Annotated in this window: 27 protein-coding genes and 1 riboswitch; of the genes, 11 read left to right on the top strand and 16 right to left on the bottom strand. The window is 64.3% G+C overall.

Going from position 1 to position 25,594, the window contains the following annotated elements; genetic code table 11:
* Position 1: 1 nt before the first annotated feature.
* The 4 genes from JG743_RS14175 to JG743_RS14160 are packed head-to-tail and all read right to left on the bottom strand — an operon-like array spanning position 2 to position 4,003.
* Positions 2 to 1,300: a cytosine deaminase gene (locus JG743_RS14175; protein WP_202301384.1), complete on the bottom strand. Its 1,299-nt coding sequence runs from the start codon at positions 1,298 to 1,300 to the stop codon at positions 2 to 4.
* A gap of 33 nt (positions 1,301 to 1,333) precedes the next feature.
* Positions 1,334 to 2,185, bottom strand: coding sequence for an ABC transporter permease (locus JG743_RS14170; RefSeq protein ID WP_202301382.1), 852 nt, complete (start codon positions 2,183 to 2,185; stop codon positions 1,334 to 1,336).
* Positions 2,172 to 2,996, bottom strand: a complete 825-nt coding sequence (locus JG743_RS14165) for an ABC transporter ATP-binding protein (protein WP_202301379.1) — start codon at positions 2,994 to 2,996, stop codon at positions 2,172 to 2,174. The genes JG743_RS14170 and JG743_RS14165 overlap by 14 nt, the downstream gene beginning before the upstream one ends.
* Positions 2,997 to 2,998: 2 nt before the next feature.
* Positions 2,999 to 4,003 (bottom strand): ABC transporter substrate-binding protein, encoded by a 1,005-nt coding sequence (locus JG743_RS14160; protein WP_202301377.1) that lies wholly within the window; start codon positions 4,001 to 4,003, stop codon positions 2,999 to 3,001.
* 255 nt (positions 4,004 to 4,258) lie between these two features.
* Here JG743_RS14160 and JG743_RS14155 point away from each other — a divergent pair, with 255 nt between their 5' ends.
* Positions 4,259 to 4,642 carry a RidA family protein gene (locus tag JG743_RS14155; RefSeq protein WP_202301375.1) on the top strand — a complete coding sequence of 128 codons (384 nt, stop codon included), beginning with the start codon at positions 4,259 to 4,261 and terminating at the stop codon, positions 4,640 to 4,642.
* A gap of 56 nt (positions 4,643 to 4,698) precedes the next feature.
* The gene (locus JG743_RS14150) at positions 4,699 to 5,502 is read left to right on the top strand and encodes a creatininase family protein (protein ID WP_202301373.1); all 804 of its coding nucleotides are present in this window, start codon (positions 4,699 to 4,701) and stop codon (positions 5,500 to 5,502) included.
* A gap of 7 nt (positions 5,503 to 5,509) precedes the next feature.
* Here JG743_RS14150 and JG743_RS14145 read toward each other — a convergent pair whose 3' ends face one another.
* On the bottom strand, positions 5,510 to 6,019 hold the full coding sequence (locus JG743_RS14145) for a tyrosine phosphatase family protein (RefSeq protein WP_202301371.1): 510 nt from the start codon (positions 6,017 to 6,019) through the stop codon (positions 5,510 to 5,512).
* Entirely contained in the window at positions 6,016 to 7,071 is a 1,056-nt protein-coding gene (gene cobD, locus JG743_RS14140; RefSeq protein WP_202301369.1) for a threonine-phosphate decarboxylase CobD, read from the bottom strand. The genes JG743_RS14145 and cobD overlap by 4 nt, the downstream gene beginning before the upstream one ends.
* On the opposite strand from cobD, the gene cbiB reads away from it, so the two are divergent.
* Positions 7,070 to 8,062: an adenosylcobinamide-phosphate synthase CbiB gene (cbiB, locus tag JG743_RS14135; protein ID WP_202301360.1), complete on the top strand. Its 993-nt coding sequence runs from the start codon at positions 7,070 to 7,072 to the stop codon at positions 8,060 to 8,062. The two genes, cobD and cbiB, sit on opposite strands and share 2 nt — an antisense overlap.
* A 15-nt stretch (positions 8,063 to 8,077) precedes the next feature.
* On the opposite strand, the gene JG743_RS14130 is transcribed toward cbiB, so the two are convergent.
* The 6 genes from JG743_RS14130 to JG743_RS14105 all read right to left on the bottom strand — a co-directional run bounded on the left by JG743_RS14130 (position 8,078) and on the right by JG743_RS14105 (position 11,530).
* Entirely contained in the window at positions 8,078 to 8,392 is a 315-nt protein-coding gene (locus JG743_RS14130; RefSeq protein WP_202301358.1) for a hypothetical protein, read from the bottom strand.
* A gap of 24 nt (positions 8,393 to 8,416) precedes the next feature.
* Positions 8,417 to 9,031 (bottom strand): cob(I)yrinic acid a,c-diamide adenosyltransferase, encoded by a 615-nt coding sequence (gene cobO, locus JG743_RS14125; RefSeq protein ID WP_202301356.1) that lies wholly within the window; start codon positions 9,029 to 9,031, stop codon positions 8,417 to 8,419.
* Between the two features lies 1 nt (position 9,032).
* The gene (gene cobU / locus JG743_RS14120) at positions 9,033 to 9,554 is read right to left on the bottom strand and encodes a bifunctional adenosylcobinamide kinase/adenosylcobinamide-phosphate guanylyltransferase (protein WP_202301354.1); all 522 of its coding nucleotides are present in this window, start codon (positions 9,552 to 9,554) and stop codon (positions 9,033 to 9,035) included.
* Complete coding sequence (locus JG743_RS14115; protein WP_202301352.1) at positions 9,547 to 10,347, bottom strand: CbtA family protein; 801 nt, start codon at positions 10,345 to 10,347, stop codon at positions 9,547 to 9,549. The genes cobU and JG743_RS14115 overlap by 8 nt, the downstream gene beginning before the upstream one ends.
* A gap of 15 nt (positions 10,348 to 10,362) precedes the next feature.
* Entirely contained in the window at positions 10,363 to 10,542 is a 180-nt protein-coding gene (locus JG743_RS14110; protein WP_126054052.1) for a CbtB domain-containing protein, read from the bottom strand.
* Between the two features lie 37 nt (positions 10,543 to 10,579).
* Positions 10,580 to 10,773, bottom strand: a riboswitch (cobalamin riboswitch).
* Between the two features lie 64 nt (positions 10,774 to 10,837).
* On the bottom strand, positions 10,838 to 11,530 hold the full coding sequence (locus tag JG743_RS14105) for a gamma-glutamylcyclotransferase (protein WP_202301350.1): 693 nt from the start codon (positions 11,528 to 11,530) through the stop codon (positions 10,838 to 10,840).
* Between the two features lie 133 nt (positions 11,531 to 11,663).
* On the opposite strand from JG743_RS14105, the gene JG743_RS14100 reads away from it, so the two are divergent.
* A complete protein-coding gene (locus tag JG743_RS14100; RefSeq protein WP_202301340.1) occupies positions 11,664 to 12,845 on the top strand; it encodes an aromatic ring-hydroxylating oxygenase subunit alpha in 1,182 nt (393 codons plus the stop codon).
* 3 nt (positions 12,846 to 12,848) lie between these two features.
* Here the strand turns inward: JG743_RS14100 and JG743_RS14095 are convergent, their stop codons facing one another.
* Complete coding sequence (locus tag JG743_RS14095) at positions 12,849 to 14,048, bottom strand: MFS transporter (protein ID WP_202301338.1); 1,200 nt, start codon at positions 14,046 to 14,048, stop codon at positions 12,849 to 12,851.
* 261 nt (positions 14,049 to 14,309) lie between these two features.
* Between JG743_RS14095 and JG743_RS14090 the strand changes: the two genes are divergently transcribed.
* Positions 14,310 to 15,305 carry a DUF1624 domain-containing protein gene (locus JG743_RS14090; RefSeq protein ID WP_202301336.1) on the top strand — a complete coding sequence of 332 codons (996 nt, stop codon included), beginning with the start codon at positions 14,310 to 14,312 and terminating at the stop codon, positions 15,303 to 15,305.
* The gene (locus JG743_RS14085; RefSeq protein ID WP_202301334.1) at positions 15,302 to 15,778 is read left to right on the top strand and encodes a methyltransferase family protein; all 477 of its coding nucleotides are present in this window, start codon (positions 15,302 to 15,304) and stop codon (positions 15,776 to 15,778) included. The genes JG743_RS14090 and JG743_RS14085 overlap by 4 nt, the downstream gene beginning before the upstream one ends.
* 43 nt (positions 15,779 to 15,821) lie before the next feature.
* Here JG743_RS14085 and JG743_RS14080 read toward each other — a convergent pair whose 3' ends face one another.
* Positions 15,822 to 17,000: an ROK family transcriptional regulator gene (locus tag JG743_RS14080; protein WP_202301332.1), complete on the bottom strand. Its 1,179-nt coding sequence runs from the start codon at positions 16,998 to 17,000 to the stop codon at positions 15,822 to 15,824.
* 114 nt (positions 17,001 to 17,114) lie between these two features.
* On the opposite strand from JG743_RS14080, the gene JG743_RS14075 reads away from it, so the two are divergent.
* The 5 genes from JG743_RS14075 to JG743_RS14055 all read left to right on the top strand — a co-directional run bounded on the left by JG743_RS14075 (position 17,115) and on the right by JG743_RS14055 (position 23,575).
* Positions 17,115 to 18,386 carry an ABC transporter substrate-binding protein gene (locus JG743_RS14075; RefSeq protein ID WP_202301330.1) on the top strand — a complete coding sequence of 424 codons (1,272 nt, stop codon included), beginning with the start codon at positions 17,115 to 17,117 and terminating at the stop codon, positions 18,384 to 18,386.
* Positions 18,387 to 18,453: 67 nt separating this feature from the next.
* Positions 18,454 to 19,338, top strand: a complete 885-nt coding sequence (locus JG743_RS14070) for a carbohydrate ABC transporter permease (RefSeq protein WP_202301328.1) — start codon at positions 18,454 to 18,456, stop codon at positions 19,336 to 19,338.
* Positions 19,338 to 20,189 carry a carbohydrate ABC transporter permease gene (locus JG743_RS14065; RefSeq protein WP_202301326.1) on the top strand — a complete coding sequence of 284 codons (852 nt, stop codon included), beginning with the start codon at positions 19,338 to 19,340 and terminating at the stop codon, positions 20,187 to 20,189. The genes JG743_RS14070 and JG743_RS14065 overlap by 1 nt, the downstream gene beginning before the upstream one ends.
* 67 nt (positions 20,190 to 20,256) lie before the next feature.
* Positions 20,257 to 21,402, top strand: a complete 1,146-nt coding sequence (locus tag JG743_RS14060; RefSeq protein WP_202301324.1) for an ABC transporter ATP-binding protein — start codon at positions 20,257 to 20,259, stop codon at positions 21,400 to 21,402.
* A gap of 28 nt (positions 21,403 to 21,430) precedes the next feature.
* Positions 21,431 to 23,575 (top strand): beta-galactosidase, encoded by a 2,145-nt coding sequence (locus tag JG743_RS14055; RefSeq protein ID WP_202301322.1) that lies wholly within the window; start codon positions 21,431 to 21,433, stop codon positions 23,573 to 23,575.
* Positions 23,576 to 23,605: 30 nt separating this feature from the next.
* Here JG743_RS14055 and JG743_RS14050 read toward each other — a convergent pair whose 3' ends face one another.
* Together JG743_RS14050 and mgtE are read right to left on the bottom strand one after the other, a co-directional pair.
* Entirely contained in the window at positions 23,606 to 23,992 is a 387-nt protein-coding gene (locus tag JG743_RS14050) for a MerR family transcriptional regulator (protein ID WP_112618641.1), read from the bottom strand.
* 126 nt (positions 23,993 to 24,118) lie between these two features.
* Positions 24,119 to 25,537, bottom strand: coding sequence for a magnesium transporter (gene mgtE / locus JG743_RS14045; RefSeq protein WP_202301320.1), 1,419 nt, complete (start codon positions 25,535 to 25,537; stop codon positions 24,119 to 24,121).
* Positions 25,538 to 25,594: the final 57 nt, after the last annotated feature.

Here is a 25,594-nt window from a genome sequence, read left to right as displayed (position 1 = left end):
GTCACACCATCAGTTCGTCGAGTTCGGCATAGTCGGGCAGCCGGCGCTCGATCGCCCTGCCCCCCCGCACCACGATGCGATCCGATTCGGGCCGCGACAGCAATTCGGTCCAGCTCCGCCCCTTGAAGACAATGAAATCGGCGTTGCCGCCGGTAGCGAGCGTGCCGAAACCGTCGAGCCGCATCACCTTGGCCGGCGTCGCCGCCACCGCTTGCGGCCAGTCGCCGACCGGATGGTCGAAATGCAGGATGCGCGTCGCCATGCGGTAGACTTCGAGCATATCGAGATCGCCATAGGCGTGGAACGGATCGCGCGTGTTGTCGGAGGCGACAGCCACCGGAATGCCCCGCGCCCTCATCTCGTGCAGCAGCGTCACACCGCGCCAGCGCGGCGTTGTTCCGTCGCCGCGCCGGTCCTGCAGATAGAGGTTGCACATCGGCAGCGACACCACGGCTAGTCCGGCCTTTGCCACCTTGTCCAGCGTGTCGAGCACTTCGAGGTCAGGCTGGCGCGCCAGCGAGCAGCAATGGCCGACCAGGATGTTGCCCTCAAAACCGTTCCACAACGAGGCCTCGGCGATCTTCTTCAGCGATATGGCGGCGACATCGTCGGTTTCGTCGGCATGAAAATCGAGGTCGAGCCCGTGCTTGATCGCCTGCCCGAATACCCGGTCGAGAAGCTCTTCGAGATCAGGCACCATATAGGTTACGACACCGAGCACCCCCTTGGCGGCGGCGACGCGTTTGGCCAGCCGTTCGAACCAGGCCTTGTCGCGCACGCCTTCGATGCCGAGCAGGCAGGCGGCCTGCAATTCGATCCGCCCGCGCCATTTTTCCCGCATCGTCTCGAACACCGGCCAGGAAATCTCTTCCTGCGGCGCAACACTGTCGAGGTGCGTGCGCAAGGCCCTGGTGCCGTGCGCGTAGGCCGAGCGCAGCGAGAAATCCATGCGGCGGGCGACATCCTCGGCGCTCCAGCGGGCAGCACGGTCGGCGCCCGTGGCGTTGAGCGCCCCCATGAAGGTGCCGTCGGGATTGGGTTTTCGCGGCCAGATATGACCCTTGTCGATGTGGGTGTGGCAGTCGACGAAGCACGGCAGCACGATGCGGCCGGCAAGGTCTATGGCATCGGCCGGCGCTTTCGATTTGCCGCGTGCTGCAATGCTGGAAATCTTGCCATCGGTCACGGCGATGTCGGCGAGCGCGAAGCCGTCGCTGTCGAAGGTTGCGGCGAGGCCCGGCGTCAGTGATTGATGAACACGGACGTTGCCTAGTCGATATGACGCTGAGTCCGGAATCAACTGCTGCTCTCCTGGGAGACGAGACCAACCACCCTACCGCTCCTGCTTGAGCGCGCTCTCGTGCCAGCGGCGCAGGATCAGATGCGACACCAACGACAGCACCAGGAAGATCAGGATGCCGGTCAGCGAGATCAGGATCAGCGCCGCGAACAGGCGCGGCGCGTTGAGCCGGTAGCCGGCCTCGATGATGCGCGAGGCGAGCCCCGACGACTGGCCCTGCGCCCCGGCGACGAATTCGGCCACCACCGCGCCGATCAGCGATAGGCCGCCGGCGATCTTCAGGCCGCCGAGGAAATAGGGCATGGCCGCCGGCAGGCGCAGATAGCGCAACTGTTGCCAGCGGGTCGCGCCGTTGAGCTTGAACAGGTCGCGCAGGTTGCGGTCGACGGAGTTCAGCCCAAGCGTGGTGTTGGAGAGGATCGGGAAGAAGGCGACGATCCAGGCGCACAGCAGAAGCTTCGTCGTCTGGTTGTTGATGTAGATGTTGATCAGCGGGAAGATGGCGACGATCGGCGTCACCTGCAGCACGATGGCAAAGGGGAAGAACGACATCTCCACCCATTTCGACTGCGCGAAAAGCACCGCCAATCCGACGCCGCCGATGACGGCAAGGAGCAGGCTGAGGAAGGTGATCCTGAGCGTCACCAGCAGCGAGGAGAACAAAAGGCCGGCATCGTCATGCAGCGTCTGCAGCACCACGCCCGGTCGCGGCAGGATGTATTGCGGTATCTCGTTCCAGACGCAGATGCGGTCCCACAGCCAGATCGCCAGGATCATGATCGTCAGCGGCAGCACCCATTTGCCGATCCGCTCCAGCCGCTCCTGGCGGACGCGGCGCGCCTCTTCCGGATCGAGCTTCAATGCACTGTCTTCAATGGCCGTCATGGTGCGGTCCGGCGGTTGAGTTGATGGCGTTGACCAGAACGTCGGACGCCTGGCGGCAGAGCGCGGCATAATCGGGCGAGGTGCGGAACGCCTCATCGCGCGGATAGGGCGCGTCGACGGCCAGCTCGCCAAAGACGCGGCCCGGCCGTGCCGCCATGACGACGACGCGGCTCGACAGGAACACGCTCTCGAAGACGCTGTGGGTGACGAAGACGACGGTGAAGCGTTCGTCCTGCCACAGCTCCAGGAGGTCGTTGTTGAGCTTGAAGCGGGTGATCTCGTCCAGCGCAGCGAACGGTTCGTCCATCAACAGGATGCGCGGCTTGGTCACCATGGCGCGCGCGATCGAGACGCGCATCTTCATGCCGCCGGAAAGCTCGCGCGGCACGGCGTTCTCGAAACCGGTGAGGTGGACGCGCGCCAGCATATCCATCACAGCAGGCTCCGCCTTGGCGCGCGACACACCCTTCAGCCTGAGCGGCAGCCAGACATTATCGAAGACACTGGCCCAGGGCAGCAGCGTTGGCTCCTGGAAGACGAAGCCGATGTTCGACCGGTCGATATTGCCGCGCCAGTCGAGCAGTCCCGAGGTCGGCGTCGACAGGCCGGCGATCAGCCTGAGCGCCGTCGACTTGCCGCAGCCCGACGGGCCGAGCAGGCTGAGGAAATCGCCTTCCCGGATGGTCAGGTCGACGTCGCTCAGCGCCGTGACGCCGTTGGAAAAGACCTTGCCGACATCGCGCAGCGCCAACAGCATCGGGCCTTCACCCGATGCCATTGCCGGCGCCTGCGCCACTTTCTCCAGCTTCACGATTACTTCTTCAGGTCCAGCCCGATGCCCTTGTTGATGAAGGCGAGCGTATAGGCCTTCTTGATATCGATGCCCGGCTGCGCGACCTTGGCCTTGACCATCTTGTCGTAGAAGCTCTGGATGCGCGCTTCCGTCATGGCGCCGATGCCCAGCTTCTCGGTGTCGCCGGAATCGACCACGCCGAACTTCTTCAGCTGTTCGATCGAGAAGGCGATCTGCTCATCCGTCATATCCGGATTGTCCTTCTTGATCATGTCGTTGGCGGCCTTGTTGTCGCCGTAGAGGTAGTTGTACCAGCCCTTGGCCGAGCCATCGACGAAGCACTGAACCACCTCCGGCCGCTTGTCGATCGTGTCCTGCATGACCTCGACCGTTGTCGCATAGGTGTCCCAGCCATAGTCGGCGAGCAGGAACTGGTTCGGCACGAAGCCGCCCGCCTTCTGCACCGCGAACGGCTCCGAGGTGACGTAGCCCTGCTGGATCGACTTCTTGTTGGCGATGAAGGGCGCCGGGTTGAACGTGTAGGGCACGCGCTTGGCGGCATCGAAGCCGAGCTCGGTGACCATCCACTGGAAGAAGGTCTGCGCGCCCTCGTCGCCGAGAATGTACTGGTCGGCGTTTTTCAGGTCTTCCCACTTGTCCAGCCCCTGCCCCGGCTGGGACATGATGACCTGCGGGTCCTTCTGGAAGTCCGCGGCGACGACGCGCATCGGGATGCCCTGCTGCACGGCATCGAAGGCCGAAAGCAGGTTGCCGCCCATGTAGAAATCGATCTTGCCGGCCAGCAGCATCGGCCGGCCGCTGACCTGCGGGCCGCCCTGCATGATGGTCACGTCAAGCCCGCAGGCGGCGTAGGTGCCGTCAGCGACCGCCTGGTAGTAGCCGCCATGCTCCGGTTCGGCCAGCCAATTGGTGCCGAAGGTGACTTTCTCGTTCGCCGCCGCACCCAACGTACCCGCTGCAAGCAGCACAAGAGCGCCCGCCAAAATCTTCCGTTTTCCGACCATAAACATCACCCTCAAATTTGCTCCGGCACGCTGCGCACCGGGTTCGACACCATTGGTTCAAGAAGCAAGACACATGCCACCGCCCGGGCCGCCTGCTTGTGCGACAGTCGCTGCGAGGAGCGGACGGGTCATGCTGTACGGGAGCATCGTGCCTATTTTTTGGACGCCTGTCCATAATCGCAAGGGCAATGGGCACAGCCATCTTGAAGGCGTCTTCGATCAGGCCTTACCTCTAGACACAGACAGGAGATTGCGATGTTCCGATTCCTCACGCCGAAGTCGATCAAGCCGCCCTTCGCCCGCTACAGCCACGGCGTCGAAGTGCCCGCCGGCAAGCGGCTGGTGTTGTGTTCGGGCCAGGTCGCCATGACCGCGGACGACCAGATCCCGGAAGATGCCGGGGCGCAGGCCGAACTCTGTTTCAAGAACATTGCGGCGATTCTCGGCGAGGCCGGGCTTGGCCTTGCCGATATCGTGCGCATCAACACCTATGTCACCGACCGCGCCTTCCTGAGGCCTTATATGGATGTGCGCGACCGGCTGTTCGCCAGCCCGGCGCCCGCCTCGACACTGATGATCGTCTCCGGCTTCGCCCGGCCGGAATTCAAGGTCGAGGTCGAGGTGATCGCCGCCGGATGATCGACAGGCGATGCCAGCCGCGCTAGGTCTGGCTCGACGATTTGAAGAGGCATGTCATGACCGTTGCGAAAAGACGCGTGTGGTGGGGCGATTACCGGACCACCGAATACGCCACGATCGATCAGGAAGCGACGATCGCCGTGCTGCCGGTGGCGGCGATCGAGCAGCACGGGCCGCATTTGCCGGTGTCGACCGATACGTCGATCATGAACGGGATGCTGGAAACCGTCATCGCCCGTCTGCCCGACGATCTCGACATCCGCATCCTACCGGTGCAGGCGGTGGGCAAGTCGAACGAGCATTTGCATGCTGCGGGCACGCTCACTCTGCCGGCGACGACCTTGGTCGACGCCTGGACCGAGCTTGGCCTCTCGATCGCCCGCGCCGGGGTGAGAAAACTGATCGTCGTCAACTCGCATGGCGGCAACGAGGAGATCATGGGCATCATCACGCGCGAACTGCGCGTGCGCGCAAAAATGCTGGCGGTCAAGACGAGCTGGCAGCGCTTCGGCCGTCCGGCCGGCATGTACACCGAGCTGGAGGATCGTCACGGCATCCATGGCGGCGACGTCGAGACCTCGCTGATGCTGCATTTCCGGCCCGACCTCGTCGACATGGGCAAGGCCGAGAATTTTATCAGCAATGTCGGCCGCGCCGAGAAGGAATTCGCGCTGCTGCGCCACACCGGAACCCATGCCTTCGCCTGGATCGCCAGCGACCTCAATCCGAACGGCGTCGTAGGCGATGCCTCGATCGCCACGGCCGAGAAGGGCCGGCTGACCGCCGAGCATCAGGCCGACGGCTTCATCAGCCTGGTTAAGGATGTCCGGAAGGCGAAGCTCGCGGACTGGCTGTCGTAACCCGGGTTCAGGCCTCGATATTGAGTTCGAAGGGCGTGCCCTCAAAAGCATCGGCGCCGCGCCCGATCGCCTCGATCGCGGCGATCATGCGGCCTTCGCGGCCAAGGAGTGCATCAGCGACGGCGATCAGCCGCGGATTGGGGGTTGCGGACGGCGACAGCGCCCGCAGCGTCTGTGCCAGTTCCGCCTCGTCGCGCTTCGGCGCGAGTGCCGCCGCGATGATATAGGCCGAGGCTGTGGAACGGCTGATGCCGGCATAGCAATGCACGACCAGCGGCTTCGCCCGGTCCCAGCGATAGCCGAAATCGAGCAGGGCACGCACATGCTCCTCGCCCGGCATGGTCATGCCTTCCTGGGCGACGGCGATGTCGTGCATGACCAGATGCAGGTGGTTTTCCGCCGCGATCGAGGCCGGGCGCGCCACTTCAGTGCCGGCGGCAAGCAGCGACAGCAAGCGCTCGGCGCCGGTTCTCGCCACGGTCTCCTCGACTTTCGACAGCGAACAGACATGGATCATGGATTTGGTTCCTCTGCCTGATCGTTGCGCAATGAAGCCCAATCGGCAAGCGCCGCTTCGAGCCGCTGCCAATCCGCCTCCTCGCCGGGCAGGCCGGCGCGCAGGACGTGTGGCCGGTCGGCGAAATGCCGAAGCAGGACGCCACGCTGGCCCAGCGCCGAAAACAGGTCGGCCGCCCCGGGCAAGGAAAGATGGCGGAACAGCGTGGTGCCGCCGGCCACGGCAGTGCCGAAGCGGGCGAACAGCCCGTCGAGCCGCGCCGCATCCTGAGCCAGCCGCTGCCGCATGGCGGCCTGCCAGGTGATGTCGCCAAGCGCGCGGATGCCGTATTCGAGCGCCGGGCCTGCCACCGCCCAGGGCCCGAATTGCGTCTCCAGCCGCTGGACCGTCAGCGTGTCGGCTAGCGCAAAGCCGAGCCTGAGGCCGGCAAGGCCGAAGAACTTGCCGAAGGAGCGCAGCACGACGATGCCGCCCTGCCCGACATCGCCGGCCAGGCTTTCCGCATCTGGCCCGACATCCATGAACGCCTCGTCGACGACCAGCAGGCCGCCTTTGGCGCGAAGCTGCGCTGCAAGCCGAAGCAGCCTTTCACGCTCGACGACGCGACCGTCCGGATTGTTGGGATTGACGACCACGGCGAGATCCGCCTCGGCAAGCGCCTCGACATCGTCGACCTCGGTCGCGACATGGCCGGCGATGGCAGCGGCTCGGCTGTGCTCGGCATAGGTCGGGCCGAGCACCAGCGCCATGCCGGGCCTCACCAGCGAGGCGACGCGCGGCAGCAGGATCTGCGTGCCGGGGGCGGCCGCCACTTGCGCCGGCGACGGCGCGCCATAGGCGGTTGCCGCGACCGCGCGAAGCTCGCCCAGACGCGCTGCTTCCGGCAATCGCGACAGGGTGGTGGCGGGCAGTTCGAAAAGCGGATAGGAGTGCGGATTGATACCCGTCGAGAGATCGACGAAAGGCCGTGGCGCGTGAGGGAAGAGCGCGCTCGCCCGGCCGAGGCTGCCGCCATGATCCACCGCTGCAATCGCTCCATCAAGAAGCTTCATGTCAATCCTGATCGCCTTCCTGTCATTGGCCATCGAGCGGGCGCTGGGTTACCCGGACTGGCTGTTCAGCGCCATCGGCCATCCCGTCACCTGGTTTGGCAGGCTGATATCCTTTCTCGACCGCACGCTCAACCGCGCCACTGATTCCGACGCTCAGCGTCGCCGACGAGGCGTCATGGCCCTCCTGGTCATCGTGCTGGTACCGGCGGCCATCGCCTTCGCCGTGCAACTCCTGCTCTGGCAGACCTTTCCTACCGGCCTGATCATCACGGCAATCCTGGCGTCGTCGCTGCTGTCGCAAAAGAGCCTCGCCGAGCATGTCGAGGCCGTGGCCGACGCGCTCGACACCGGCGGATTGACGCTTGGCCGCATTGCCGTCTCGCGCATCGTCGGCCGCGATCCGGAAAAGCTCGACAAGGCCGGCGTCGCCCGCGCCGCCATCGAAAGCCTGGCCGAGAATTTTTCCGATGGCATCGTGGCTCCCGCCTTCTGGACCGGCGTCTGCGGGCTCGCCGGAGGCGTCGCCTACAAGGCCGCCAACACCGCTGATTCGATGATCGGCCACCGCACGCCGCGCCATGAGGCTTTCGGTTGGGCGGCGGCGCGCTTCGACGACTGGATCAACCTGCCGGCATCGCGGCTGACCGGACTGCTGATCGTGCTGGCGGCCTTCTTCGTCAAAGGCGCCGACCCCCGCAACGCCTGGCAAGCCATGCGACGTGACGCAAACAAGCATCGTTCGCCCAACGCCGGCTGGCCGGAGGCGGCCATGGCCGGAGCCTTGGGCCTCGCGCTGGCCGGCCCGCGCAGCTATGGCGGCGTCGTCGTCGAGGATGCCTTCATGGGCGAAGGCGGCCGGCGCGAGGCGGAAAGCCTCGACATCAGGCAGGCGCTGAAGCTCTACCAGGTTGCCGACTGGCTGCTGATCGCGCTGTTCGCGATCCTGTCGGCCATCGTGATCTACCTGGATATTTTGATCTCACCGGTGTGACTGCGGCGGCCTGACTCACCAGACAACGCGGACTTCCTTTGCACTTAAATCTGCAGCATCGCCGAACCTTTTGATCGCGTAACCACCAGTAGCCACTGGCGACGATTTCAGAACCGGTTCAATCGCAGAAAAGAGCTTCTCAGCGTCTGGCCCATATAAGTAGAGGACGCATTCGCCCTCGCCAAACTCGTCGCCATCAAACTCACCGGCATTAGCATTCGAAACAACCTGTTCCAAACGATCCTCTAAGACCTGAACCGATTGCCGCTCTTGCTGCGTCCCAAACGGGCCGCCGGTCAGAAGAAGATAGACAATCACTGCTTGTTCCAACGGACATCTCCCGAGGGTAGGCGGTCAGAATTCTATCCCTTGCTGCGCCTTCACGCCGGCAGCGAAATGGTGCTTGGTCAGCCCCATTTCGGTGACGAGATCGGCCGCCTCGACCAGCGCCGGCTTGGCGTTGCGTCCCGTGACCACCACATGCAGGCCCTCGCGACGACCTTTCAGCGCCGCAACCACCTTTTCAAGATCGAGATAGTCGTAACGCAGGGCGATGTTGAGCTCGTCGAGCACCACAAGGCTGATCGAAGGATCAGCCATCAGTTCGAGCGCCCTGGCCAAGGCGGCCTCGGCGGCGGCGATGTCGCGCTTCAGATCCTGGGTCTCCCAGGTGAACCCCTCGCCCATCGCATGCCAGACGACGCGGTCGCCAAAGGCGGCAAAGGCGTCTTTCTCGCCAGTGTGCCATTTGCCCTTGATGAACTGGACGACGCCGACGCGCTTGCCGTAGCCGAGCATCCTCAGCGCCAGCCCGAAGGCGGCGGTGGTCTTGCCCTTGCCCGGTCCGGTGTTGACGATCAGCAACCCCTTCTCGATCGTCTTGCCCGCCACTTCCGCATCCTGCACCGCCTTGCGCTTAGCCATCTTGGCGCGGTGGCGCTCCTCGTCCTTTGGATCGACTTCGGTCATCTCACTTCACCTTCAGCGGCAGCCCTGCCACCATCAGCAGCACGGTATCGGCGACTGCCGCGACCTGCTGGTTGAGCCGGCCGCCGGCATCGCGAAAGCGCCTTGCCAGGGCATTGTCGGGCACGATGCCCAGGCCGACCTCGTTGGACACAACAAACCACGACCCGCGCGGCCGCGACAGCAAATCCGTCAATCGCCGGCATTCGGCATCGAGGTTGTGCTCGGCCAGCATATGGTTGGTCAGCCACAGTGTCAGGCAGTCGATCAGGACAGCCTGCCCATCGGGCAGCGCCTCGATCGCGCCGGCAAGATCGAGCGGCGCGTCTATCGTCATCCAGCCCTCGCTGCGCCGCCCACGATGCAGCGCGATGCGCTCGCGCATCTCGTCATCATAGGCTTCGGCGGTGGCGATGTAGGTCCAAGGCGGCGGGCCAGCCGTCACCAGGGTCTCGGCATGCGCGCTCTTGCCGGAGCGCGCACCGCCGAGGATGAAGGTCAGCGTCCCGCTGGCGCGATCAGGCAAAGCTGTCGCGCAGGCTGGTCGCCGTGCCGGTGAAGCGGCCGCGCACCACGCCGACGGCGCCACCCAGCACCAGCCAGAACACCAGATTGGTGACTGTCACCGCCACCACGAACTGGTGATGCAGGCCTTCCGGGATCGGTGTCTCGAAGCTTTCCGGCTGCGGCGCGCCGACGATGTGCGGCGCGACGATCAGGGCCACGGCCAAGATCGCCAGCGGCAGCGACTTGCGAAAAGCGATCAGGCCAAGTCCGGCGGCGGTCGCGACCACTGTCGCCGTCCACCAGATCTGGCGCGGCAGGAGTTCGGCCGCCGGCATCGCCGGCAGTTCCGGCGGCAGGCCGAGGCCAGGCGCCAGGGTGAATACGGCAAAGCCGGCGAGACCCCAGAACACGCCCTGGCGCCAGCTGCCGATGCCGCCGGCGAATTCCGAAACCGCGACCAGCACCAGCGCGAAGCCGATGCCGGTGACGATGTTGGCCAGCACGCTGAAGGCGAAGCGTTCGAAGCCATCGGCCGGCGCCCAGCCTTCGTCTTCCGCCGGAGCGGCGGCTTCGGCCGGAGCCGGCGCCGCAGAGCTCATGGCATTGCCGGCCGGCGCGGCGGAACTCATGGCGTTGCCGGTCTCGGCAGGCGCCGCGGCATGGTCATGATGATGGCCGCCGCCGGCCTGTTCGTAGACTTCGGCCTTGAGGATCAGCGGCACGGTTGCATAGGCCTGCAGGCAGGCGAGGACGACGCCGGCCACGAGCCCTGCAATCGCCGCGATGAACACGACGTTGCGAAACAGATTCATGATGTCAGATCCTCGTCAGTGGCAGGGAAAGGCCATCGAGTGGCGATAGTCGTGAGCGGCATTGTGGACCGCATCGAGATGCGAGAAGCCGACAAAGCCGACGACGAAAATGCCGAGCAGCGCGGCCATGGCCAGCTGCATGAAACGCGACTGCGAAGAGACGGAGGTGCCGAGGGAGACGGAAGCGGTCGTCATGTCTTGTCCTTTCGCCCTCCACCCGAGGGCATAGAAGTCAACGTTGCTGTCGCCGGCAGGTCTCCTGGCTCGCGGATCAGCGCCCTTCCCCACCTTCCCGAGGATATTCCTCAGTGGCCTTGGAGAGGACTACCGCACACAGTTGCGGGGGCAGCCACGGCATTGGACGAATTCGCCCGCACCGCATTCCCTCTTGGCTCCAAAAACGGAACCGACGACGGCAGGACTATAGGCAGAATCGTCGCGCCCGGCAAACCAAATTCCGGCGGCCACCAGCGCAAATGCGCCATCTGGCCTAGCTGCCCGAAGCGGCAATCCGCTCGGCAACCAGATGCTGCAGCCGCCAAAGATGGCGGTCATGGATGCCGCGCTGCTCCAGGTTCTTCACCGTGTTGTAGAGGTAGTCGGCGCCCGATCCCCAGTGCCCGCAGGATGTCGCCAGCCGTTCGACGACCTCTTTTTCCTCAATCGGGCCGGCATAGGTGGTGCCCTTGCGGTTGATGACGAAGGCCAGCGCCTGCAGCGGACCGCTATCGCTCGAAAGGGTGAGCAGGCGCGGATGGTAGCTGGTCGGTTTCAGCGTCACCTCGCGCCGCAAGATCCTGTCGAGCTGCTGGCGCCGGTCGGCGTCGCCAAGCCTGAAGGCGACACCCTTGCATTGCCCGCCGCGATCCAGCGCCATCATCAGGCCAGGCCGCTCCCTGGTGCCGCGCCAGCGCGTCATTTTCATGCAGAAGGACCTGTGCCAGCCGCGCACGACCGCCACACGCTCCTCGACATTATCGATTTCAGGCTTCCAGATCAGCGAACCGTAGCCGAACAGCCAAAGCGGTTCGGTGGCGGGAAGCTGAGCCTCCAGCGCATCCACCATCGCTGCATAGTCGGCGTCGTCCAGATGCGCGGCGTTGGGGTCGGGTCCGCTGTCTTCGATAGCTCGATAGCATCGTGCGACCAGCTCCTCTGTCAGCGACATCGTTCTTGGCGGCATGGACTGTCCCCGGACACCCGATTTGTGAAGCGCCAACCTTAGAGTCGGCTATTGCACGTCACAATGGCCGTGGCGCGTGACGATTGACAAAGACGGTGGCCGGGTGTCGGCTGGATCATCCAGGGAGCCACAGATGCAGCCCGACCCGAGGGAACGCGACCTCTACAACGGCCTGACGCGGATAGAGCCTACACTGCCGTCGTCGGCCTATTGGGACGCCGAAGCCTACCGGCGCGACCTCGATGCCATCTGGTACCGAAGCTGGCTGCTCGTCTGCCGGGAAACGGACCTGGGCCAGCCGCTGGCATTCAGGACCTTCCGCGTCGGCACGCAGGAGATCGTCGTGCTGCGCGACGAAACCGGCGAATTGCGCGCCTTCCACAACACCTGCCGGCATCGCGGCTCGCAGCTTTGCCAGGAGGGCGAGGGTCGGCTGAAGGCAAGGTTGCTCACCTGCCCCTACCACGCCTGGTCCTATTCGCTGCGCGGCGACCTCGTGCGCGTGCCGTCGAAGTCGCTGCCCGAAGGCTTCGACAAGGCGGATTACCCGCTCTACGGCGTGGCGCTCGCGGTGTGGCGCGGCTTCGTCGTCATCAACCTCGCCGACGACTCCAGCGGCTCCGCGGAAGCCTCCTTCGATCGGGCTTCCGGCAGCCTCGCCAACTGGCCGCTGGAGACGCTGGTCGCCGGCCATGCGCTGCGCAAGGTGATGAACTGCAACTGGAAGATCTTCTGGGAGAATTTCAACGAGTGCCTGCACTGCCCCGGCGTCCACAAGGACCTGTCGCGGCTGGTACCGATCTATGGCCGCGGCCTGATGTCGAGGCACGACGATCCCGAATGGGCGCGCCACGCCGACAATGACGCGCCGGAGTTCTCCGGCGGCCTGTGCGCCGGCGCCGAGACCTGGTCGCGCGACGGGCATGTGCACGGTCCGGTCTTTTCCGGCCTGACGCCGGCCGAGCGCGCCGCCGGCCAGACCTACGCGACCTCGCTCCCCTCGATGTTCATCGTCGGCCATGTCGACTATGTGCGCACCGTGCGGCTCACGCCGCTCGGCCCGGAGCAGACGGAACTCACCGCCGAATGGCTGTTTCCGGCCGAGGCGATTGGCTCGCCCGAGGCCGACATCGACAACATCGTCGCCTTCGGCAGGCAGGTGCTGGAGGAAGACGCGGCGATCTGCGAGGTCAACCAGAAGGGCCTGCGCTCCAGGCGCCACGAGGCCGGCGTGCTGATGCCTGAGGAGTACGATCTGCACCGCTTCCACGAATGGGTGCGCGCCCGGCATGCGGCGCAGCCTGCCAAGCCCTGAGCGTCAGAGCGACTTCGGCAGATACCGCCAGGTGACGAAACCGCAAGCGGCCGCCAGCAGGCCAAGTGTGGCGAACACCGACCCGAGGCCGAAAAACGTCAGCACCACCGAATAGACGAGCGGCGGCGTCAGCTCGGAAAAGTCGAGATAGGTGCGATAGACCGCAGCCATCTGCGCCCGCTCGTAGGACCTGACCGAACGCATGAAGGCGGTCGAGCCGAGCGCGTCGAGCGCGATGGTGAAGAAGGCGCCGCACAAAAGCAGGGCGCCGGTGAGCAGCGGCGCCGTCTCGCCGACCGCGCCGGCCGCAAGCAACATCGCCGACATGGCGAAATAGGCGAAGGTCATCGTGCGCCGGCCGCCGAAGCGCTTTCCCGCCCTGCCCCAGAAGATCGCCATGAACAAAAGCGCGTTGCCCGCCGAAACCAGCAGGCCACCGGCGAGCTTGCCCTCGCCGGTGATCACCATGAACAGCGGCCCATAGACGAAGAACGTCGTCCAGAAGCAGGAGCGGCCGAAAGCGATCAGCCAGGCGAGCCTGAGCCGTGGCTGCGCGACGAAGCGGCCGATATTGGTGAGCGGATTGGCCGGTCGGCTCTTGCCGGGGCTGATGGACGGGTTGTCGCCCAGTCTGTAGGTCCAGAACAGCGTGAGCAGCGCGAGCGCGAAGGCGACGACGGCGCCGTGCGCGGCATAGATGCCGAAGCGCGTGTAGAGAAGGATGCCGAGCGTCGGCCCGCCAGTCCAGGCGAACATCGACCACGCCATGCGCAGCGATTCGGCCTGCATGAAATCGGTCTTGCGGATGTGGTCCATGATGTAGAGGTTGAGCGTGATCGACAGCGCGCTGGCGCCCATCACGCGGCAGAGCATGCCGGCCAGTTGCCCCCACAGCGTGTGGGTGACGAAGAAGAGCGAGCCGATGGCGAGCATCAGGCAGCCGGCCGTGTAGACCCAGCGCCGCGCAAAGCGGCGGATCAGTATCGGCATGAACAGCGTGACCGAGAGTCCGAGCAAGGACACGATCGTGTAGAGGATCGAGACGACCTGCTCATTGTGCAGGATCTCGTAGGCCTGGATCGGGATGACGCTCGATATCGTGGCGCGCGCGAAGGATTCGACCGCATAGAGCGAGGCGAAGGTGCGCGCATCGGCCGGCCGCAGGGCCGGAAGCCAGATCGGATGGCGCACATGGGTGGACATCGGCCCTCCGGCGGTGAATCGCCGGCCAAATCTGGCCGGACCAGTATCAGGTGAGTTAGCAGGAAACCGACGCGCTCAAGCCGAAAAGCGAAGCCGGTCAAAGGCTTTCCGCCGCTGGACTAAAGCGGATTTTCGTTCCGGCCTCGACCGCCGCGAAGAAGGCCCGCCGGGATATGGCGTCGAAGCAGTGGCGGTCCCGCCTTCTTTTGTCGGGTTGAACCGTGATAGCAGTCTTGCAAGACTGAATCAGATTGCGAGACGATGAGCCTTCCAACGCCGACCGTTCAGGACACGCCCAGGCAAGGGCGCATCGTCGCCATCGACATCGTGCGCGGCATCGCGCTGCTGGCCATGGCGAGCTACCATTTCACCTGGGACCTCGAGAATTTCGGCTACACCGATCCCGGCCTCACCGCCTTCGGCTGGTGGAGGCTCTACGCGCGCTGCATCGCCTCGACCTTCCTGTTCCTGGTCGGCGTCAGCCTGTTCCTCGCCCACGGCCGGCAGATCCGCTGGCCGGGCTTCTGGAAGCGTTTCGCCATGGTCGCGGTGGCGGCGCTGGCCATATCGTTGATCACCCGCATCGCCACGCCCGACGGCTTCATCTTCTTCGGCATATTGCACGAGATCGCGCTCGCCTCCCTGCTTGGCCTCGCCTTCCTGCGCTTGCCGGCGCTGCTGACGGCCATCGTCGCGGCGCTCGTGATTGCCGCCCCGCTCTATCTGCGCTCGGAGGTCTTCGACCATCCGGCCTTGTGGTGGGTCGGCCTGTCGGCGACCAATCCTCGCTCCAACGACTATGTGCCGCTGTTTCCGTGGTTCGGCGCCGTGCTGCTGGGCATTGCCGTGACGAAACTCGCTTCCGCGTCCGGCCTGCTTGCCCGCCTGGCGAAGCTGGCGCCCGGCCGCTGGTCGAACCCGCTGGTCTTCATCGGCCGCCACAGCCTGGCCTTCTATCTGATCCACCAGCCGCTGCTGTTCGGCTCGGTCTGGCTGTTTTCGCAAGTGATGCCGGCGCCGCCGCTGGACCAGGACGCCAGCTTTCTCAAATCCTGCCAGATATCCTGCGAGCAGCAGCGCGACAGCAAGTTCTGCACCAGCTATTGTGGCTGCATGCTCGATACGCTGCAGGGCGAAGGGACGCTGGACCGGCTCTACAACGGCGATCAGACGCCGGAGTTCAAAGCGCACATCGCCGATCTCGCCGGCGCCTGCACGGCGAGCACCGACAGCGCGACGGAGGGAGGACAGGAATGACCGACAGCCAGCCGAAACCCGGGCTCATCCCCTGGCCGCCGCTGATCTATGTCATTGCCATCGCCGCCAGCGTCGTGCTTGGCCTGCTCTATCCGCTGCCGTGGATCGGCGACTTGTTGGGCGACCTTATGTTTGCCGCCGGCTGGGTGGCCCTGTTCTTCGTCGCCGCGCTCTGGTTCACCGCGATCCGCGTCATGCTGCGGGCGAAGACTACGTTCAATCCGAACGCGGTGCCGGACCATCTCGTCACGTCGGGCCCGTTCTCGATCACCCGCAACCCGATGTATCTCGCCAACACGCTGCTGTTGATCGGCGTCGCCTTCATCACGGGGATCGCCTGGTTCCTGCTGTTCGCGTTCGTCGCCGCCTTCGCCACGCAAAAGCTGGCGGTCGAAAAGGAGGAGAAGGTTCTGGCGGCGAAATTCGGCAAGAAGTACCGCGACTACGCCAAGAAGGTCAGGCGCTGGATTTGAGCTTGTGTAGGTGATCGCCGCCCAGACTTGAGCGGTCTCTCGCCTACATAACGGCCCTGGTTTCCCCGGGCCTGCTTTCAAAATCGAACAGCCTCTGGGTAGCGAGGGCGGCGGCGCCACGGGCCCAGGAATCGTCGGCCCAGTCCGGGGTAATCGGTGGCGGCGCCCACATGGCATGGCGTCGCAGCGAGTCGCGCATCGGCTCGAACAGATAATCGCCGAAACTGACCGCTTCGCCGCCGCCGACGATGACCTCCGGATCGATGATGTTGCAGAAGCCGCCCAGGAACCTGCCTATGCCTTCACCTGCCTCGCGGAGAATGTTCACAGCGGTCTCGTCACCGGCCCGCGCCGCATTGAACATGTCGTAACGGGTCACCTCACCCGACAGGCCTTTCGCTTCACGCCATCGTTTCACGAGAGCAGGCTCCGAGAAGAAGGTCTGCAGGCAGCCGTGTCGGCCGCACTCGCATTGTGGCCCATTCGGATCGTAGATGGAGTGCCCCATCTTGCCTGCGGCGCCGCTCGCGCCGTGATGCACGGAACCATCGATCACCACCGCGCAGCTTATGCCGGCGCCGATCGCCAGCGCGCCGACAGTACGATGATGCCGGCCAAGGCCGAACAATTGCTGCGCCAGGGCGAACGCATTCGTGTCGTCATCAGCCCAGACCGGCACATGGACCAGCTCGGCGAGCATGGCCGCGATCGGCACATCGATCCAGTTGAACCGGTGGCTGAGCCGGCAAACACCATTGTCGATGACGCCGGGCACCGCGATGCCTATTCCGCTGAGCTGCGCGCCGCTTGGCGCATTGCGATCCGCAACCAGCTCCCTGACGGCGGCCGCACAGGCCTCGACCGTGCTTTGCGGCGACGGGTCGGGAACCGTCACCTGCTTTGACACGAGCGGGGTCGTGGCAAGATCGGTCAATACGCAATCAATGGCGCCGACCTTCAGCTTGAGCCCGACGACGAGCCGGCCGGCATAATTTATGTTGATCGGGATAGGCCTCCGCCCCGGCGCCCCCAGGCTGGCTTCTCCCTCGACGAGGATGTTCTCTTCCAGCAGTTCGGAGACCACGAAGGTCACCGCAGCCGGGCTCAGGCCGCTGCGCGTGGCCATGTCCGCCCTGCTCATCGGTCCGTCGGCTCTGATCATGTTCAGGATCAATCGTCGGTTCATGGCGCGCGACGTCTGCTGATCACCCTTGAGCTTCATCTCTGCCTCATTATTAATTTTGTAAATTAACTATTGACCGACTTCACCTGCATACGCTACGAGTCGCCACGGTTCAATCGGAATCCGGCTGCTCTCAGGGAGGAGAAAATAGCCATGGCAATCGACGTTACGACTCTGTCCACGACAAGGCGCCGCTTCCTGAAGGGCACCGGCGCGGCTCTCGCCGCTTCCGCCACCAGCGGGCTTTGCTTGCCGGCCCTGGCGCAAGCGCAGGAAATCACCATCATCTCCAACCTCAGCAATGTCGGGCAACGCGACATCCTGCACAGGCTGGCAGCCGAATACGAGGCGAAATCCGGCGCCAAGATCACCATCAACAACATGGATCACGAGGCGCACAAGACCGCGATCCGCAGCTATCTCGTCGTCGGCGCTCCCGACATCTGTTTCTGGTTTTCCGGAAACCGCATGAAGGCGTTCGTCAACAAGAGCCTGTTCGACGACATCTCCGATCTGTTTGCCCGCGAGAACTACAAGAGCGTGCTCGGTGCCACGACAAATGCGGTCACCGTCGGCGACAAGCAGTATGGCCTGCCGATGGGCGGCCTGCTCTGGGGCCTGTTCTACCGCAAGGATGTCTTTGCCGAACACAACTGGACGCCGCCGAAGACCTGGACCGACTTTCTCGCCTTCGGCGACGCCGCGAAGTCAGCGGGCATGGTCCCGATGAGCATGGGCACCAAGGAGCTTTGGCCGGCCGGCGGCTGGTTCGACCATATGAACCTGCGCATCAACGGTCTCGACAAGCACATCGCGCTGATGGACGGCAAGGTGCAATACACCGATCCGATGCTGACGCCCGTCTTCGACAAATGGAACGATCTGATCAAGGCCGGGTTCTTCTCGCCCAACCACAGTTCCTTCGGCTGGGAGCAGGCCGGCGCCGCCCTTGCACAGAAGAAAGCCGCCATGATGGACCTCGGCGGTTTCGTCAGGTCCGCCTTCCCGGAGGCCGATATTCCGCAACTCGCCTATGCGCCATTTCCCGAAGTCGCCACCGGCGTCGCCAGGTATGAGGACTTCTCCGTCAACTCCGTTCACGTCCCCACGAATGCGAAGAACAAGCAAGGCGCGCGCGACTTCCTCGCCTATTTCTACAAACCGGAAAACCTCGGCGCCTTCCTCGCCGCCGAGGGCGCGATCCCGCCGCGCAACGACTGCCCGCCGAGCAAGGACCCGCTGGTAAACGCCGCCGTCGAGGAACTGAAGAAAGTGGTCGGCACGTCGCAATACTACGATCGCGACACCGATCCGGACATGGCCCAGGAAGGCATGACAGGGCTCCAGGAATTCATGGTCAAGCCCGAACGGCGCGATCAGATCCTCGAGCGGCTGGAGAAGACCCGCAAGCGGATCTTCGGTTAGTCCTCCCGGACCTGGGGGGCCGCCGCCTCTCCCCGGCGGTCCCGTCTCTCTTTTTGGATGAATTCCCATGCCCCGCTTCTGGCGCAGAAATCGTCATTGGATGACACCGGCCCTGCTCCTTCTGCCGGGTCTCATCCTGTTCAGCCTGGTGATTCTTGCCGCCTCCTTTGAGACGGTCTGGATCTCGCTGCACGACTGGGATGGGATCGGCGCGAAAACTTGGGTCGGCCTTGCCAACTATGTCGAGCTGGCCGAAGACCCGCAATTCTACGTCTCGCTAAAGAACAATATCATCTGGCTGCTGATCTTCATGCTGGCGCCGCCGATCGGCCTCGCGCTGGCGCTGATCGTCAACCAGCAGATCCGCGGCATGCGCATCCTGAAATCGCTGTTCTTTGTCCCGCTGGTGCTGGCGACTGTGACCGTGGGCGTCGTTTTCGGCTGGGTCTACGATCCGACCTACGGATTGCTGCAATTGATCTTTGGCCTGTTCGGCGGCACCGCGCCGGCGCTGCTTTCTGACGAGAACTTCGCCACCCTCGCGGTTGCCACCGCCGGTCTGTGGCCGCAGATCGCCTTCTGCATGGTGCTGTTCCTGGCAGGACTGAATAACCTCAACGAGGACCTGATCGGCGCCGGACGCGTCGACGGCGCACGCGGCTGGCAAATGCTGCGCCATGTAGTCCTGCCGCAACTATCCCAGGTCGGGTTCATCGCCATAGCGGTCACGGTGATCGGCGCGCTGCGCTCCTTCGACATGGTCGCGGTCATGACCACCGGCGGCCCTTACGGCTCTTCGACGGTGCTTGCCTACCAGATGTACGAGGAATCGATCTTTTCCTACCGCTTCGGCTACGGCGCCGCGATCGCCACCGTTCTCTTCGTGATCATGATCGCCTTCATCGCCTGGTACCTGCACGGCCTCATCAAGGCCGAACGGAGCAACGCCTGATGTACCCGCGCCCGATACCCGAAGACGCGAAAACCAAGCGCGCACTCTATATCGGCGGCGTGACCCTGGTCGTCGCGCTTTGGCTGTTGCCGCTCGTTGCCGTCATGCTGACATCGATCCGCTCCAACGAAGAGCTGATGGCGGGCAACTACTGGGGCTGGCCGCAGAAATTCAGCCTGGTCGAGAACTACACGGCGGTCTTCGAGCAGACCGCGATGCTGCGTTTCTTCCTCAACAGCCTGCTGATCACCATTCCCTCGGTGATCGGCGTGCTGATCCTGTCGACTTTGACCGGCTTCGTGCTGTCCCGCTATCCGTTCCGCGGTTCAAACCTCATTTTCGCGCTCTTCGTCGGCGGCAATTTCCTGCCGGCGCAGATCATGATGATCCCGGTGCGTGACCTGATGGTGAGGCTGAGCCTCTATGACACCGTCTACGCCCTGATCGTTTTCCACATCGCCTTCCAGACCGGCTTTGCCACGCTTTTCATGCGCAACTTCATCGCGGCCTTGCCGGGCGAACTGTTCCAGGCCGCGCGCGCCGAGGGCGCATCGCCCTTCCAGGTGCTGCGCCATGTAGTGGTTCCGTTGGTGCGGCCGGCGCTGGCGGCGCTCGCCATCCTTACCTTCACCTTCATCTGGAACGACTATTTCTGGGCGATCGTGCTGACCCAGAGCGATGCCGTAAAACCCGTCACGGCCGGGCTCAACAATCTGCGCGGCGAATGGACGTCGGCCTGGAACATCATCTCGGCGGCAACGATCTTCGTCGCCCTGCCGCCGGTCGTCATGTTCTTCCTGATGCAGAAGCACTTCATCAGCGGCCTCACCATGGGGGCGGTCAAGGGATGATCTTCGTTCGGGGACTTCAGGTCGGACCATACGGACGCAACCGGCAAACACGGAAAGGCGCCTCGCGATGAGCAGCGTGGAATTGCGCAAGGTCGACAAGCACTATGCCGGCTATCATGCCCTGAAGGCGATCGACCTGAAGATCGAAAAGGGCGAGTTCGTCGTCATGGTCGGGCCTTCAGGCTGCGGAAAGTCGACCTTGCTGAAGACGATCGCCGGGCTTGAGACCATCAATTCCGGCCAGGTCGTGATCAACGGCCGCGATGTCACCAGGGAAGATCCCGGCGATCGCGGTATCGCCATGGTCTTCCAGTCCTACGCACTTTACCCGCACATGACGGTGGCGGAAAACATGGGCTTCGGCTTGCGCATGGCCAAGCGGCCGAAGGCCGAGATCGATGCCGCCGTCAAGCGCGCCGCACAGATCCTTCGCCTCGAGGAGCAACTCGATAAGCGTCCGAAGCAATTGTCGGGCGGGCAGCGCCAGCGTGTCGCGATCGGCCGCGCCATCACGCGCTCGCCGGAGGTGTTCCTGTTCGACGAACCGCTGTCGAACCTCGACGCGGCATTGCGTACCCAGATGCGGGTGGAGCTTTCCAGCCTCCACGCCCAGCTCGGCTCCACCATGGTCTACGTAACCCACGACCAGATCGAGGCCATGACCATGGCGGACCGGATCGTGGTGCTGAACAAGGGGCTGGTCGAGCAGGTCGGCTCGCCGCTCGAACTCTACGCCAACCCGGCAAACATCTTCGTCGCCGGCTTTCTCGGCGCGCCGCGCATGAACTTCATCGAAGCGCGGGTGGAAACCGTCGGCGCGACCAGCCTCACGCTGACAGCGGCGGGATTGCCGGCGCTTGCCTTCGGCGACGTCGATGTGGCCGGCATTTCGGCTGGCGACGCGGTGACGGTCGGAATCCGGCCGGAAAACCTGCACCTGATCGAGCGGGCGGACGCCGGCCAGGCATCGTTCCCTGGCCAGGTGCGGCTGGTCGAACATCTGGGACGGGAAACGGTTCTCTACCTCGATGCCTCCCCCCTTCAGGCGACCAATTCGGACAGCGGCACTGGCAATTTCACGGTCCAGCTCAACAAGGTGTCGCCCATCAATGTCGGAGCCCGGCTGGCGGCCGGCTTCGACATCGCCGACGCCTATCTCTTCGGCCCCGATGGCCGCACGCTGACACCGCGAAAACCCGTTCCCGCAACCTGACCCCTGAAAATCCAAGAGTATCATCCGCATGCAGCGCAAGAAGCCCGCCCCGCTTTCGGTTTGGCGACCACTCGGCCTCGACCGTTTCCTTCTGGGAGCACCGCACTACCCCGAACATGTCGACGAAGGCTGGTGGCGGCGCGACGCCGAGCGCATGGCTACGGCCGGCGTCAACACGGTCCGGATGGGTGAGTTCGCCTGGCATGTTTTCGAGCCCCATGAAGGCAAGTTCGACTTCGATCTGTTCGACCGGGCGATCGAGATTCTCGGCGCGGTCGGGATCGACACGATCATGTGCACGCCGACGGCAACGCCGCCGCGCTGGCTGACCGTCAATTATCCCGAGGTGCTGCGCGTCGACGTCAACGGCCGCTCGACAAGCCACGGATCGCGTCAGCACGCCGACACCACCAGCCCGGTGTTTCGCGGTCACAGCCGCCGCATCACGCGCGCCATGGCCGAGCACTACCGGAACAATCCTCGCGTCATCGGCTGGCAAACCGACAACGAACTCAACACGACCGTCTCGGAATCGTTCGCGCCGGCGACGCGGCTGGAGTTCCAGAAATTCCTGCAGCACAAATACGGCGCGATCGGCGCGCTGAACTTCGCCTGGGGCGGCCATTTCTGGGCGACGGCCTATGATGATTTCTCGCAGATCGACCTGCCCCGGCCGCTGATGCCGTCCTATCCGAGCCCCGGGCATGTGCAGGACTACCATCGCTTCCTGGCTGCGGCGACGGCGGCCTTCCAGCACGACCAGGTCGAGATCCTGCGCGCCACCAATCCGGACTGGTTCATCTTCCACAATCTTGGCCAGCTCGCCGACATCGATTTCCGCGGCCAGTTCGGACAGGACCTCGATTTCATCGGCTTCGACATCTACCCGATGCTGTACGACGAGATGCGCCGCACCGGCGGACATGCGGCAACGCAGGCGCTGCATCTCGACATCTGCCGCGCCTACTCCGGCAATTACATCGTGCCGGAGCAGGCTTCGGGCTTCGGCAGCCAGCCGGGATTCTCGACCATGACGCCGGAGCCGGGCGAGATGCGCCGCATGGCGATGACATCGGTGGCGCGCGGCGCCGACGGCATCATGTTCTTCCGCTGGCGCCCCGCGCATTTCGGCGCCGAAATCTACTGGATGGGCATCATCGATCATGACGACGTGCCCCGGCGCCGCTACGACGAGGCGAGCCGGTTCTTCCACGAGATCGCCGGCATCAAGGATCAAATCCTTGGTACTGTCGTGCGCATGGACATCGGCATTGCCGGCGCCGATTTCGACAACCAGGAAGCACACAAGACCTATGCGATGGGGTTGCCGAGCCCGCTCGACGACGCCACGCTGCTGCACCGGCACTGCTACCGCAAAGGCATAGCCTGCGGCTTCATCCACCCCGAAGATGACCTGTCGCGCCTTAAGGCGCTCTATGTTCCACACTGGGTGATGTGGAAGAAGGAATGGAATGCCGCGGTCGAGGCTTTCGTCCGCAACGGCGGCATATTGATCCTGTCGGCGCTGACCGGCACCCGGGACGAGAACAACCACATCGTCAGAGATCAGGCCCCCGGGCGCGATCTTTCGGCGCTGAGCGGTGTCAAGGTCGCCGAGTTCGGCCGCCTCGTTCCGGAAGGCGGCGCCGGGCTGTTTCCCTTGTTCCGCCAGCCTGCGACGGGCACCTATGTACCGCCATCGCCCCTCTCGGCCTCATCGGCGCAGCGCAAGTATCATTTCACCTTCGGCAACCGACAATTCGAGGCCGCGCACCTCTACGAACTGCTCGAGGTCGAGCCGGACACCGAGGTGCTGGGCACTTGGTCGAGCCGCTTTTGCGCCGGACAGCCGGCGATCACCTCACGCCAGCTCGGAAAAGGCCGCGTCGTCTATGTCGGCACCTATCTCACGCAGGAGCTTGCCGAAGCCATTGCCGAGGTTGTCCTGACCAGGGCGGGCGTGGCGCCTCTGCTTCCTGAACTGCCCGATGGAGTGGAGGTGTCGATCCGCGAGGCCGAGGATCGCCAACTGATGTTCATTCAAAATACCACGGACGTTCCCGTGGCGGTGCCGGGCGTACCCAAGGGCCTGGACCTGCTGACCGGTGGTCCGACTGCCGGCCCCATGCAGATCGCGGCCTATGGCTGCGCGGTGATTTTGCTCAGTCCTTGAGAAGGCACCGACCGACAAGGGAACCGGCGTTCAGGTGTTGACGCCGAGTTCCACCAGCCGCTCGACGCAGGATTCCTCCGCCTGGTCGAGCTCGGCCAGCGTCTCTTCCAGGTCGCGCCGCTTCTGCCTGAGATCCTCGCGCTTTTCCTCGATGCGCTTGATCATCAGCTTGAGCTGGCCGACCTCGCCGGGCGGCTCCTTGTACATCTGGATGATTTCGCGGATCTCGTTGATCGAGAAGCCGAGCCGCTTGCCGCGCATGATCTGGCGGATGAGATGCCGGTCGGATGGGCGGAACAGCCTCGTGCGGCCGCGCCGCACCGGCTGCACCAGCCCCTCGTCCTCATAGAAGCGCAGCGTGCGCGTCGACACGTCGAATTCGCGGGTCAGTTCGGTGATCGTATAGTATTCCCGCATTGTCGCTCCCGATGCCGGTCCTCGGCGCCGTCCGGTGGCGTCACCCTCCCCTTCGTTCCATGAGCGGAATCGAATGGACGCCGGATCGAACCTCGCACGGCATTTACGTAAAAGTCAATCGCGCCCTTACGGCACTGCGAACCACCAGGTGGCCAACCCCAGAAAGGCAAAGAAACCGACGCAGTCGGTGACGGTGGTAACGAAGACGGCCGACGCCACCGCCGGATCGATCTTGAAGCGATCAAGCAGCAGCGGGATCAGGATGCCGGCCAGCGCCGCGGCGAACATGTTGATGATCATCGCCGCCGCGATGATGCCGCCCAGATTGGGGTCGCGAAACCAGGCCGCCGCGACGATGCCGATCAGCACCGCGAACACGATGCCGTTGATGAAGCCGACGCCGACCTCGCGGCGGATGATGCGGGCGGCATTGTAGATGTCGATATCCTTCGTCGCCAGCGCGCGCACGGTGACGGTCATCGTCTGCGAGCCGGCATTGCCGCCCATGCCGGCGACGATCGGCATCAGCACCGCGAGCGCCACGATATGCTCGATCGTGTGGTCGAACAGGCCGATCACCGAGGCGGCCAGGAAGGCCGTCAAAAGGTTGACCAGCAGCCACGGCACGCGCGAGCGCGAGGTCGCAAGCACCGTGTCGGACAGTTCCTCGTCGCCGACGCCGCCCATGCGCAGAAGGTCCTCCTCGGCCTCCTGCTGGATGACGTCGACGACGTCGTCGATGGTGAGCACGCCGACCAGCCGCTCGTTCTCGTCGACCACGGCGGCCGACAAAAGGTCGTATTGCTCGAATTCCCGCGCCGCCTCTTCCTGGTCCATGGTGGCGGGGATGGCATGCCTTGTCTCATGCATGACCTCCTCGACCTTCACCGCGCGCTTGGTGCGCAGGATCTGGTCGAGGTCGATGGCGCCGACGAGCTTGAAGCTCGGGTCGATGACGAAGATCTGGCTGAAGCGGTCGGGAAGGTTTTTGTCCTCGCGCATGTAGTCGATGGTCTGGCCGATCGTCCAGAACGGCGGCACCGCGACAAATTCCGTCTGCATGCGCCGGCCGGCCGATTCTTCCGGATAGTCGAGCGAGCGCCTGAGCCTGATGCGCTCGGTGAACGGCAGCTGCGACAGGATCTCGTCCTGGTCGGCCTGATCGAGGTCCTCCAGGATGTAGACCGCGTCGTCGGAATCGAGTTCCTGCACCGCCTGCGCGATCTGCTCGTTCGGCAGATTGTCGACGATGTCGAGGCGGATCGCCTCGTCGACCTCGGTCAGCGCGGAGAAGTCGAAGTCGGAGCCGAGTAGTTCGACCAGCGCACGGCGCTGCTCGGGGTGCAGCGCCTCGATAAGGTCGCCGAGCTCCGACTGGTGCAGGTCGCCGACTTCGCGTTTTAGAGTAAGTGTGTCGCGGTCGGCGATGGCCGCGCCGACATGGGCCAGGAAGGATGACAGGACGGCGCCGTCCTCGCCATAGATGTCGGCGTGGGCCTCCTCATGCGGCCTGGCGTCGGTCGTCTGATTGTCCTGGCCTTCCACCAGCGCCTCCCGCCGTCAGGATTCCGGAAAAGCTAGAGTTCAGGTCTAGAACATCGA

This window comes from Mesorhizobium sp. 131-2-1 (genome assembly GCF_016756535.1).
Taxonomy (GTDB): Bacteria; Pseudomonadota; Alphaproteobacteria; order Rhizobiales; family Rhizobiaceae; genus Mesorhizobium.
Note: the sequence above shows the minus strand (reverse complement) of the source record. Positions and strands in the feature narration are given on the sequence as shown.